Below are 12931 nucleotides of genomic sequence, written 5' to 3' on the forward strand. Positions count from 1 at the left end.
ATACTTAACGCTTAACGAAATATGCATATCCCTTTTTTATGTTACTATTTTGTAGTTATTTCGTGTTACATTTTTAGCGATTATATATTATGAAGAAATTACTAACGTTTGCCATTGCCTTAATCTTGTTTTCTTGTGCTAATGAAAAACAAACTCAAACCCTAAAAAATGGATTTTATAGAGTTACAATAGGTGTACAGGATAATAAAGAGTTGCCTTTTAATATAGAGGTTACCTCACCAACAACATTAAAAATATACAATGCAGACGAAGTTGTTGAAGTCGATGAAATTGAATACAGAAACGATTCCGTTTTTATAAAACCACCAGTGTTTAAAAGTTATTTTGCAGGTGTATTTGATGGAGACAACCTTAAAGGCGACTACATAAATAAAACACGAAAGCGCATTACTACTTTTAAAGCTGAATATAATAATGACAAACGATTTTATCCTAACATAGCTGCGGCATACGATATAAGTGGTGTTTGGGAGACTGTGTTTAGTAAAGGTCTTGAAGGAGAAGAGTATATAGCAAAAGGTGTTTTTAATCAAGATGGACAAAACGTTACCGGAACGTTTAGAACGACTACTGGCGATTACAGATATCTCGAAGGTGTCATGGATGGTAGTACACTAAAACTATCTACTTACGATGGTGCACATGCGTTTTTGTTTGAAGCAAAAGTTACAGACTCTACACTTGATGGTAGTTTTTATTCTGGTTTACATTGGAAAGAACCTTTTGTAGCTCAAAAAAATCCTGAATATGAATTGCCAGAAATTGACGAATTGACCTATTTGAATGATGGTTATGAATCTTTGGAGTTTTCTTTCCCTGATGAAACAGGTCAAATGGTATCGTTAAGTGATGCGCATTTTAAGGACAAAGTAGTTTTGGTACAAATTATGGGTACTTGGTGTCCTAATTGTTTGGATAGTAGTAAGTTTTATACCCAATTCCATAACGCCAATAAAGATAAAGGTTTTGAGGTTGTGGCACTTACTGTAGAGTTTAAAAAAACTCCAGAAGCAGCTTTTGAAAACATCAATCGATTACGCGAACGTATAGGTATGACTTATCCTATACTGTTGGCGCAATATGGTACAGGAAGCAAGTCTAAATTACAAGAAAAACTCCCAGCACTTAACCATATAATTTCTTATCCAACCTCAATTTTTATTGATAAAACTGGTAAAGTTCGTAAAATAGATACTGGTTTTAATGGACCTGCTACTGGGGAAAAATACACGGAGTATAAAGCAGAATTTGAAGCCTTTGTTGCTGAATTATTAGCAGAGTAAAATTGAATTACGCTTAACTATCATGATAGTTAAGCGAAGTTAGTTTTTATATTTTTAGAAATCAATAGCTTATGATGTAATTCCTACAGTTTTTATAAACAGATTATTAGCCATGTATGGTTTCGCTTTTACCGTAGCTTTTAATAATTTCACCTTCAAATTCTACGAGTTCTTTCCATCGTTTTTCGACATCAATGCCTTTACCATATTTTCTTGCAAAGGTTATAAATACGGTATAATGTCCAGCTTCGCTAACCATTAAGTCATAATAAAACTTAGACAGTTCAGGGTCGCTAATACGTTGCGATAATAACTTAAAACGTTCACAACTACGTGCTTCAATCATTGCAGAGAACAATAAACGGTCGACCATACTTTGTAGACGATTACCGCCACGATTCATAAACTTATAAAGCTGATTGACATAGTGGTCTTTTCGTTTTGGTCCAAGTGTATAACCTCGTTCTTTGATAATGTTATGTACCATCTGAAAATGCTCAATCTCTTCCTTGGCTAACTCTAAAAGTGCGGTGACCAAATCTTCATGTTCGCTATTATGTGTTATTATGGTAATGGCATTGGTTGCAGCTTTTTGTTCGCACCAAGCATGGTCAACAAGAATTTCTTCAATATTCGACTCGACAATGGTTACCCAACGTGGGTCAGTTTCTAATTTTAAATGCAGCATAGATTATATCAGCTTTATTTTGGGTTTCAAAAATCAAAGATAATCAGATTTTTGGCAGTTCTTAAGGTTACGTTAATTAACAAATTGTATAGTTTCTTTAACAGAGTACTAACAGCTTACCTTTTTAAAACAGTCTAATTTGCTATAACTAAATTAACTAAACCAATATAAAATGAAAAAAACAATTACTTCTGTTTTTACTTTACTCTTATTATGCGCTTCGGTAACAGTATCGGCTCAACTCGATTTGCCAAGCGGTAGCCAAAAAGCATCCATAACGCAACGTGTAGGTACAACAGATATTACCATAGACTACTCGAGACCTAGTGTTAGAGCTAGAGAGATTTGGGGAAAACTAGTGCCTTTTGGGCTAAATAATTTGGGATTTGGTACATCCAAAGCAGCACCTTGGCGTGCAGGAGCAGACGAAAATACAACCATAACTTTTGAACACGATGTAAAAGTCGAAGGTAAAGCTGTATCAGCAGGTACATACGGTTTTCATATCAATGTAAAGGACGATAAGAATGCTACAATTATTCTGTCTTCGGATACTGAATCTTGGGGAAGTTATTTTTATGAACCTGCTAACGATGTTTTAAATGCAGATATCGCAATTAAGGACATTCCGCATGTAGAAACTTTGTCTTTTGCTTTTGATGTTGTCACACCAACATCTACAACGGCGTCTTTAAAATGGGAAAAGAAAGCATTTCCTTTTAAAATTGAAGTCGAAGTATCCGATGTTGTGTTAAGCGATATAAGAAGTCAATTTAAAGGTCAAAAAGGGTTCACTAGACAAAATTGGGAACAAGCTGCTGGTTATGCTCTAAACAACAATGGTGATTTGGATGAAGCACTTGGTTGGATTAATAACGCATTAGAAGGTCAGTTTTTCAGTCAAAAAACTGTAAATGGCTTAGCTATTAAAGCTCAGATACTTCAGAAAAAAGGAGACTCTGATGGCTTTGGTAACACTATGGACGAGGCTTTGACCATTGCTACACCTAATCAAATAAACCGAATGGGTTATGCAATGGTTAGATCTAAGGACTATGACCGCGCCATTAAATATTTTAGTAAAAATGTAAAGTCCGACCCTAAAAATGCAAATTGGTACGATAGTTTAGGTGAGGCTTATAAAGCTAAAGGCGATAAAAAGAATGCGATTAAGTATTTTAAAAAAGCATTATCTCTTAAGCCTTCGGATAGAATAAAAGCCAACTCTGAGAAAAACTTAAAAGAGTTACAATCTTAAAAATTTTCAATCAAAACTCGATATAATCTTGTTTTGGAAAGCCTGGTAATTGGTTGGTGGCCAGGCTTTTTTTTGTTTTCTATTTTCTTTGAAGCGTATGTTTTAATTGACTAAAAATATATTTGGTACTTGTAATGGCACCTTCCATTTTTCCTGGAAAAACTGAACTTGTTTCTGCTCCGGCAATATATAATCTATTGTCTAAAAATGAGTTTTTGTATAGCGGATGACCGTTATTTGTTTGTGGCATTAAAAAGCTTTCTGAGTTAATTGAAGTTAGTTTTTCATGCTTCCAAATGCACTCCTCATAACTATTATAATTCAAGGCTACATCGCCGTAATAGCTTTGTAATTGCTGTAAAGCAAGGTTTTTTCTTTTGTCTATCGATGAATCATGATAGCTACCGTTCATAAATCCACTTAAGGCATATAAATTTCCGTCTACACTTGAATGGTCGTAAAATTCTTGAATTGGACCAACACTGCTATAAATGGTACTGCTGTTATTGGTTTTCCAAAACGCTTGCTTATATGTAAAGCCTATTCTGATAGAATCGTGCATCCAAGTGTGTGTTTTTGATAATAACGTACGTATTTCTTCAGGAAGCGTAGGTTTAGTGTTTATTGTTTTTGAAAAGAGTAGTGGTGGTAATGTCGAAACAACATATTTACATTGATACTTTGTATTATCAGAGATGGCTTCTATACCATTTTCAGTTAATTCTACGGAATTAATCTTTTGGCTCAAGTCTATGTTTTCTGTACCTATTTTCTTTAATAAAGCATCAATTATCGAATACGTTCCATTTTCAACACGGTAACTTTTACTATCATTCTTTGGTAATTTAACTAGTTGAGCATTTTTCATTCCATTTGGATGATATATGGCTGTATCTCCATAAAACTGTTCAAATAGATTGATATTTAAATCTTTAAGTAATTTAATGACTGAGGTTTGCTGGTCTATAATCCAAGTGGCTCCAAGTTCTATTGGTGCTTGGTCGGTATTGTATGCAGTTTTAATTCTTCCTCCAAGGCGGCTATTGGCTTCAGAAACAATACATTTAATATTACTTTGTTGCAGAAGATAGGCGAGTGTTAAGCCAGTTAAACCACCGCCAATTATTAAGATTTCAGTTTTTTTTATGTTCATGTATTATGAAATATAATTCCAAATATTTCGGTATTTACTCATCTGGCGATATGTTTCGAGAATAACTCCATGTTGAGGTGCTGCTAGACTTGGATCTAGTTTTAAAACTTGTTTTGCGTAATAACGTGCTTGCTGCAAGATATCTTTGTCTTTTACAACATCTGCAATACGAAGATTTAATACACCGCTTTGTTGTGTGCCCATAATGTCTCCTGGACCACGAAGCTTAAGGTCAACTTCGGCAATTTCAAAACCATCACTAGAGCGTACCATTGTTTGTAAGCGTGTTTTACTGTTTTCACTGAGTTTGTGGCTGGTCATAAGTATACAATAGCTTTGCTCAGAACCACGACCAACACGACCTCTTAGTTGGTGTAATTGCGACAAACCAAAACGTTCTGCGCTTTCGATTATCATAACAGATGCATTTGGGACGTTAACGCCAACCTCAATAACCGTAGTAGCTACCATGATTTGTGTTTCTCCTTTGACAAAGCGTTGCATTTCGTATTCTTTGTTTGCAGGTTTCATTTTACCATGAACAATAGATATTTGATAATTAGGCATCGCAAATTCTCTCGATATACTCTCATAGCCATCCATTAAATCTTTATAATCCATTTTTTCGCTTTCTTGAATCAATGGATAGACTATATATACTTGTCGTCCTTTAGCAATTTCATCTTTCATGAATTTGAAAACTTTCAAGCGATTATTGTCATAACGATGAACCGTTTTTATAGGTTGTCGTCCAGCTGGTAATTCGTCAATAATAGAGATGTCTAAATCGCCATAAACTGACATTGCCAAAGTTCTTGGGATTGGCGTTGCGGTCATGACTAAAATGTGTGGAGGAGATGTGTTTTTTTTCCACAACTTACTTCGTTGTGCGACTCCAAATCTATGTTGTTCGTCAATAATTGCGAGTCCTAAATTTTTAAACTTCACCTTATCTTCAAGTAGTGCATGTGTGCCAACTAGTATCTGCAAATTGCCATTTTCAAGATTTTCGTGAATAATCTTACGTTCTGAAGTTTTACTTGAGCCTGTTAATAGTGAAATACTGATATTCATTAATTTACATAATTCACTTAATCCATTATAGTGTTGGACTGACAAAATTTCAGTTGGCGCCATTAGACAACATTGAAAACCGTTGTCAAGCCCCATAAGCATTGACATAAAAGCAACTATGGTTTTGCCTGAGCCAACATCACCTTGTAAAAGACGATTCATTTGTGCATTACTACCTAAATCTGTTCTAATTTCTTTTAAAACACGTTTTTGGGCATTGGTCAAATCAAAGGGTAAATGGTCTTTATAAAATGTATTGAAGTAATCGCCAACTTCAGAAAACGGAAAGCCTTTAATCTTTGATTTATGAATCAAATTTTTAAGAATTAATTGTAATTGTATGTAAAATAATTCTTCAAATTTTAATCGAAATTGTGCCTTTGCTAAAAGCTCTGGCGTCTTTGGGAAATGAATATTAAAAAGCGCATCAGATTTTGAAATTAATTTCAGTTCATTTCTAATGTTTTCTGATAGTGTTTCTGAGAATCTGCCTTTAGTCTCTAAAAACAGCTGTTGCATTATTTTTGAAACGACTTTGTTGGTTATGCCTTTATTAGATAGTTTTTCTGTTGAAGGATATATGGCTTGCATAGCAGAGCGCAAATTATTTTCATGTTCAGATTTAAGCTCAATTTCTGGATGTGGCATGCTGTATTTACCGCTAAACCAGTTGGTTTTTCCGAAAATCACGTAAGGTTTACCAATTTTAAGACTTTCTCTAATCCATTTTTGACCGCGAAACCAGACCAATTCCATCATGCCAGTTTCGTCTTTAAAGTCAGCGACTAGGCGTTTGCCTCTTTTTTGAGCCACTTCTCTAAAACCTGTTATAATGCCAGTAATTTGGACTTCGGCATTATTGCGCTGTAATTCACTGATTTTGTAGTAGCGCGTACGGTCTATATAACGATTAGGAAAAAGATTGATAAGGTCTTGATACGTTTTTACACCTAATTCTGAGCGTAGTAAATCAGCCCGATTTGGGCCAACACCTTTTAGATAATCGATAGGAGTTTGGAGATTTACACTCATAAAGCGAATTTAATTCTTTTCGATAAAACTTGTTACTTATAATTTGCATTTTGGTGTTATCCTTGTGTAGTTTTACGGTATGAAGAAAATGATTTTCGGTTTTTGTATTTTATTTGGTCCGTTTTTGTATGCGCAGCAAACGGAATATGTGGATTTTATAAAATTAAATGCTCGAATAACTGTAGTTCCAGACTCTTCTAAGGTTGTTGGTAGATTAAAATATAGGTTTAAGATTTTAAAGGATATAGACTCTGTTTTTATTGATGCAGCTGATATGGTATTTTCAGATGTTTTGCTAAATGATTCTATAGTTGGATTTACAAACGATAAAAAGAAATTATGGTTAAAATCTAGTTTTAAGGCTGATAATTCATATGCCGTTTCCTTTACCTATAAAGTTAAGCCTAAAAAAGCTTTATATTTTCTAAAAAGAAATGATGATTGGAATATATGGACTCAAGGGCAAGGAAAATACACCAGTAATTGGCTCCCGAGTTTTGATGATGTTAATGAAAAAGTTGAATTTGATTTGTCATACATTTTTTATGGTGACTACGAGGTGCTATCCAATGGAGATAAAGTTGATAATGAATACTTTGGTTCTTTAGGGCAATGGTTTTTTGACTCAAAAAAACCCATGTCAAGCTACCTAGTCGCATTAGCAATTGGCAAATACGATGTTAAAACAGAAACCTCAAATAGTGGTATTCCTTTAGAATATTACTATTACCCAGAAGATTCCTTAAAAGTTGAGCCAACGTATCGTTATACCAAACAAATGTTCGATTTTTTAGAGAATGAGATTGGATTTGCATATCCATGGCAAAACTATAAGCAAGTGCCTGTACATGACTTTTTGTATTCAGGAATGGAAAATACGAGCCTAACAATCTTCTCCGATGCCTTTGTGGTCGATTCTACAGGGTTTAACGACAAAAACTACGTCAATGTCAATGCACATGAGTTAGCGCATCAGTGGTTTGGAGATTTGGTTACAGCTACGTCTGGTGAGCATCATTGGCTACAAGAAGGTTTTGCAACGTATTATGCTTTATTAGCAGAAAGAGAAGTATTTGATAATGATTATTTTGATTTTAAACTTTACAATTCTGCTCAAGATTTAAAACGGCAAGATTTAGCTGGTAACGGCACATCGTTACTTAATCCAAAATCTAGTAGTTTAACGTTTTATCAGCGAGGCGCATGGGTTTTATACGCATTGCGTGATAAAGTAGGAGATGTCATTTTTAGAGATGCTGTTAAGAGTTATCTCGAAAAACACCAATACGCTAATGTAAAAACGTCTGATTTTATTTCTGAAGTTGAAACACGATATGGTAAACCATTAACTGAATTTGTTTCTAAATGGATTAAGGCCGAAGAATTTCCTTTTAACGATGCAGTTGCATTATTGAAAGAAAGGTCAAGTTTTATCCAGGAATATGTGATGGTCGATTGTGAAGCTAACTCTTCAAAATGTGAAGACTATCTAAAATATTATTTATCTGACGACGCTAAGGTTAAAGTTATTTCACAACGTCCAGATTTGGTGTCAGTAGCGACTTTTTCAGAAAGCTTAAAAGTACGCCAAGCCATTTCGCAGTATGTTACTGAAATTCCTACAGATTTAAAAGATAATTACGAAACCTTATTAGACGATAAGTCTTATCTAACCATTGAATCTGCATTATATAATTTGTGGGTTAATTTTCCACTGGAACGTTCTAAGTATTTGAGTAAAACGAAAAATGTTCATGGTTTTAATGACAAAAATGTTAGGTTACTTTGGTTAGTTTTGGCTTTAAATACCTTAGAGTTTCAGCCAGAAAATAATAATGCATTCTTAAAAGAACTTATGGGTTATACTGGCGCTTCTCAAAATTTTGAACTGCGTATGAACGCTTTTACATATCTCGATTTGATAAAAGCTTGTGATGCCGATTGTCAATCAAATTTAGAGCAAGCAAAAACACATCATAACTGGCGAATGGTTAAGTTTGCAAAAGATATGTCTCAAAAACTAAAAAAACAATAATGCGCGCATTAGTCATTTCGGGTGGTGGAAGTAAAGGTGCCTTTGCTGGTGGTGTAGCGCAATATCTTATGGAGCGCGAAAAACATAACTACGATATGTTTTTGGGTACTTCAACGGGTAGTTTGTTGGTACCGCATTTGGCGGTTGGAGAAATTGGAAAGTTGTATGATATCTTCACAAACGTACAACAACATGATATTTTTAGCATAAGCCCTTTTGTGCAACGAAAAAAGGGTGATAGAGAATATGTGTCTATTGATTTTGTGAATTCGCTTTGGCAGTTTATACGTCGTAAACGTACGTTTGGTGAGAGTAAAGCTCTAAAAAGGAATATTAAACAGAATTTTACTCATGCGGAGTATTTAAAAGTTAAAGAAGAAAAACATGATGTCGTAATTACTGTAGCAAATTTATCAATGAATCGGGTAGAGTATAAGTCTATTCAGGAATGCACCTATGAAGAGTTTTGTAACTGGATTTGGATTTCTTGTAATTATATTCCGTTTATGTCTTTGGCAGTAGTTAATGGTCACGAATATGCAGATGGCGGTTTAGGTAGTGTTATTCCAATACGCGAAGCTATACTTCGTGGAGCAACCGAAATAGACGCAATTGTTTTGGAGGCCGAAACCATGGATAAGCAAAAGGTTTTGGGTAAAAACCCTTTTTCGTTAATGATTAGTTTATTTGGACATTTGCTTGACCAAGTAGAAAAAAACGATATTGTTATTGGTAAATTGGCAGCAAAGAATAATGACGTAAAGTTGAATTTGTATTACACGCCAACGTCGCTAACAGAAAACTCTTTGATTTTCAGTAAACGATTAATGGAAAAATGGTGGCAACAAGGTTATGACTATGCAGAAGAAAAGCATAGTTGATATTATAGATTTACCAAAGATTACTTACTTCGTCTTTAATGAAAGCTAAGGCAGCAGAGCTTGGTGCTTGTTTATCCATCAAAGCACTTAAAACAACTTCGCGAAGCTTGCTTGCTGAGTCTACTTTTTCTTGCATACTCGCTTTACGAATTAACTGAATCGTGGTATTTTTTGCAGCACTTATTATATCCCAGCACTTATCGCTAATGTAAATTTGTTGTGCTAAATTATGTTCATATTCTTGTTCAATGCTTGCTATAAGTAAGTTTTCATAATCTTCTTTATTTGAAGATGTTGGTTGTACTCTTACAATAAGTTTGTTTGGTGAAATTCTTTCTAAAAAAAGTGCCATACGTTCGTAGGCTTGAAGACGTAATGGCAATGCTTCTTTCTGTAATTCGCGTTGCAATTTGTAACGTCTTTGACCGTTTTCATTTTCGATATGTCCTTTAAAAAAATAGTAGGCAATTGCAGCAACTATAATTGCTGGAAGTAGGCTTAAAAATAACTGTAAAATATTATCTGAGGTCATAGGTTTTCAATTTATAACAAACATAATGTGTTTTAATATTCTTTGCAATCAAGATTTAGATTTTCCACCCAAATGCATACAGTCTTTTAAGTTTTGCATGCTTGTAAATGGTATAAATGATTTCTCGTAACCAAAAGTATTACTAAACTGTTTATTAAGGTTGTGGTCGTCCACGTTCATTTCAATATCTTTCATGGTAAACTCACATGGATGTTCGTAACCAGCGGCATGCGTAATCTCTATGAGTTCCTTTTTAAAGGTCTTAAAATACTGAGCTAAACGTTCTGATTTTAGTGGAATATTAATACCGTTTTGCAACCATTTACTTTGTGTAGCTATACCTGCAGGACAGCGGTTAGTATGACATATTTGGGCTTGTATGCAACCAATACTCATCATCGCTTCACGCGCTACATTAATACAATCCACACCCATAGCAAATGCCATTGCTGCTTTTGCAGGAAAGCCTAGTTTGCCACTGCCTATGAAAACGATACGGTCTTCAATTTTATGCTTTTGAAAGAGTTTGTAGATGTCGCTAAACCCATAAATCCAAGGTAAAGATACGTGGTCCGCAAAACTAGGTGGTGCGGCGCCAGTTCCACCTTCACCACCATCAACAGCTATAAAATCGGGACCTCTGTTTTCGGTTTTCATGATATGAGCAAGCTCTTCCCATTGGTCTAATTTTCCGATAGCCGCTTTAATACCAACGGGCAATCCCGTCGCATCTGCAATAGACTCAATAAAATCGACCAATTCAGGTACATTAGAAAAAGCTTTGTGATTTGGAGGCGATAATACGGTTTTACCAATTTCAACACCACGAATTTCAGCAATTTCTTTTGTGATTTTAGAACCTGGTAAGACACCACCTTTTCCTGGTTTTGCACCTTGAGATAATTTAACTTCTATGGCTCTGATAAATGGATTGTCTTCAACCAGTTTAATCATTTTTTCCATAGAAAAACCACCATCTTCTGCTCGAACACCAAAATAACCTGTTCCAAAATGAAAGACGACATCGCCGCCGTTACTGTGGTAAGGTGATAAGCCACCTTCGCCTGTGTTATGATAAGCGCCAGCAATCTTAACACCTTTATTTAAAGATTCTACCGCTTTTGCAGACAATGAGCCAAAACTCATGGCTGATATATTTATAATTGATGCAGGACGATATGGACGCTTTCTGTTATTGAATTCTCCCATAACCTTTGCGCAAGGCAAAAAGCTTTTGTCAAGTTTGTTAGGGTGATTTTCTTTGACTTTATACGGCATCATGGCATTATTGATAAAGATATGCTGATGTGCATAGATATCTCTATCTGTGCCAAAACCTTCATAATTGTTTTCGTTTTTAGCTGAAGCATAAATCCAACCACGTTCTATACGATTAAAAGGTAATTCTTCACGGTTGTTTGCTACAAAATACTGACGCATTTCTGGACCAATGCTTTCTAACCAATAACGTAGATGTCCTACAACTGGAAAGTTATGACTGATCGTATGCTTTCTCTGAAAAAAAACATCTCTTATAGCTATAACAGCTATGACTATAACAATCCAAAGCCACCATGAGATGCTTCCTAAGAATTCTAAAACTGTATTCATTTAATTATTTAAATAATCTAAAGTGATTTGTGTAAACGCTTTAACTCCTAATAACATGCCACTATCATCAATTTTGAAATCTGGCGTGTGGTGTGGAAAAGATTCCGTGTTTCCTGGTGTCATGCCGCCTAAAAAGAAATAAACGCCTGGTACTTTTTCTTGAAAGTATGAGAAATCTTCACCACCAGTTGTGGCTTTCATGATTTGTACGTTTTCTTCACCAGCTACCTTTTGAATAGATGGTAATATTTGCATGGTTAATTCTGGGTCATTATTAGTAACAACGGTATTGTTTTGCCATTCTATAGTTGCAGAACCACCATAAGCTTTTGCAATATCTGCTGCCATTTCATTCATACGTTTCATGATTTGTAATCGCATGTCCGAATCTAATGTTCTTACTGTTCCTATCATTTCAGCAGATTCCGGAATGATATTAAAACGTGTACCCGACGTAATTTTACCTACCGTAATCACAGCAGCTTCGTCTGTAAGTCTGGCTTCGCGACTAATAATAGTTTGAAAACCATCGATAATTTTTGCCGAAATTAAAATAGGGTCAACACCAGACCAAGGTTGCGAGCCATGTGTTTGTTTTCCTTTGACGTTAACTACAAATCGTTCTACAGATGCCATAATACCACCCGTTTTATATTTAATTACACCAACTGGTGTTTGTGAGTTAATGTGTAATCCAAAAATAGCATCGACCTTTGGATTGTCTAAAACGCCTTCTTTAATCATGAGTTTTGCACCACCTTCTTCTCCTGGCGGTGGACCTTCTTCAGCTGGTTGAAAGATGAATTTAATCGTACCGCTAATTTTGTCTTTATGCTTTGAGAATACTTCAGCTGTTGCCATTAATATCGAAATGTGTGTATCGTGACCACAAGCATGCATTACGCCAGTTTCTGTATTTAGAAATGTAGTTTTAACTTCTGATTTAAATGGTAAGTCATTACGTTCTGTAACTGGTAAGGCATCAATATCTGCTCTGATAGCCACTACTTTTCCGGGTTTATCACCTTTTAAAATTCCGACTACACCGGTTTTAGCGACATTAGTTTCTACTTCTAGACCTAGGGATTTTAAATGCTTTGCTATTTTTTCAGCAGTTTTAAACTCACGGTTAGAGAGTTCTGGGTTTTGATGAAAATCATGACGCCACTCAATAAGTTTGTCTTCGATATCAATAATATCTTGTTCAATAGAGTTTTGAGCTGTAATGCCAATAGAGGCGAGTAGAAGTAAAGCTAGGAGTTTTTTCATAGTAAATTTAATTTGCACTAAGATATTTAAAAAAAGAAAACCATCTTAAATTCTTTTAAGATGGTTTTCTCTATGTTAATGACCTACTTTACTT

Annotated in this window: 10 protein-coding genes; 4 read left to right on the top strand and 6 right to left on the bottom strand. The window is 35.0% G+C overall.

Going from position 1 to position 12931, the window contains the following annotated elements; genetic code table 11:
- Window positions 1–89 precede the first annotated feature (89 nt).
- On the top strand, window positions 90–1304 hold the full coding sequence (locus tag BTO05_RS01565; RefSeq protein WP_087490969.1) for a peroxiredoxin family protein: 1215 nt from the start codon (window positions 90–92) through the stop codon (window positions 1302–1304).
- A gap of 106 nt (window positions 1305–1410) precedes the next feature.
- On the opposite strand, the gene BTO05_RS01570 is transcribed toward BTO05_RS01565, so the two are convergent.
- The gene (locus BTO05_RS01570) at window positions 1411–1992 is read right to left on the bottom strand and encodes a tRNA-(ms[2]io[6]A)-hydroxylase (RefSeq protein ID WP_087490970.1); all 582 of its coding nucleotides are present in this window, start codon (window positions 1990–1992) and stop codon (window positions 1411–1413) included.
- 172 nt (window positions 1993–2164) lie between these two features.
- Here BTO05_RS01570 and BTO05_RS01575 point away from each other — a divergent pair, with 172 nt between their 5' ends.
- The gene (locus BTO05_RS01575) at window positions 2165–3250 is read left to right on the top strand and encodes a DUF2911 domain-containing protein (RefSeq protein ID WP_087490971.1); all 1086 of its coding nucleotides are present in this window, start codon (window positions 2165–2167) and stop codon (window positions 3248–3250) included.
- A 79-nt stretch (window positions 3251–3329) separates the two neighbouring features.
- Here BTO05_RS01575 and BTO05_RS01580 read toward each other — a convergent pair whose 3' ends face one another.
- Window positions 3330–4403: a flavin monoamine oxidase family protein gene (locus BTO05_RS01580; RefSeq protein ID WP_087490972.1), complete on the bottom strand. Its 1074-nt coding sequence runs from the start codon at window positions 4401–4403 to the stop codon at window positions 3330–3332.
- A gap of 3 nt (window positions 4404–4406) precedes the next feature.
- Window positions 4407–6509: an ATP-dependent DNA helicase RecG gene (recG, locus tag BTO05_RS01585; RefSeq protein ID WP_087490973.1), complete on the bottom strand. Its 2103-nt coding sequence runs from the start codon at window positions 6507–6509 to the stop codon at window positions 4407–4409.
- A gap of 79 nt (window positions 6510–6588) precedes the next feature.
- On the opposite strand from recG, the gene BTO05_RS01590 reads away from it, so the two are divergent.
- Together BTO05_RS01590 and BTO05_RS01595 are read left to right on the top strand one after the other, a co-directional pair.
- A complete protein-coding gene (locus tag BTO05_RS01590; RefSeq protein WP_087490974.1) occupies window positions 6589–8544 on the top strand; it encodes a M1 family metallopeptidase in 1956 nt (651 codons plus the stop codon).
- The gene (locus tag BTO05_RS01595) at window positions 8544–9425 is read left to right on the top strand and encodes a patatin family protein (protein ID WP_087490975.1); all 882 of its coding nucleotides are present in this window, start codon (window positions 8544–8546) and stop codon (window positions 9423–9425) included. The genes BTO05_RS01590 and BTO05_RS01595 overlap by 1 nt, the downstream gene beginning before the upstream one ends.
- A gap of 10 nt (window positions 9426–9435) precedes the next feature.
- Here the strand turns inward: BTO05_RS01595 and BTO05_RS01600 are convergent, their stop codons facing one another.
- Genes BTO05_RS01600 through BTO05_RS01610 form a run of 3 tightly spaced genes read right to left on the bottom strand, consistent with a single transcriptional unit; the run spans window position 9436 to window position 12837 of the window.
- A complete protein-coding gene (locus BTO05_RS01600; protein WP_087490976.1) occupies window positions 9436–9957 on the bottom strand; it encodes a hypothetical protein in 522 nt (173 codons plus the stop codon).
- A gap of 48 nt (window positions 9958–10005) precedes the next feature.
- Entirely contained in the window at window positions 10006–11568 is a 1563-nt protein-coding gene (locus tag BTO05_RS01605) for an FMN-binding glutamate synthase family protein (RefSeq protein WP_087490977.1), read from the bottom strand.
- Entirely contained in the window at window positions 11569–12837 is a 1269-nt protein-coding gene (locus tag BTO05_RS01610; RefSeq protein WP_087490978.1) for an amidohydrolase, read from the bottom strand.
- Window positions 12838–12931 lie beyond the last annotated feature (94 nt).

Source organism: Winogradskyella sp. PC-19 (assembly GCF_002163855.1).
GTDB lineage: Bacteria > Bacteroidota > Bacteroidia > Flavobacteriales > Flavobacteriaceae > Winogradskyella.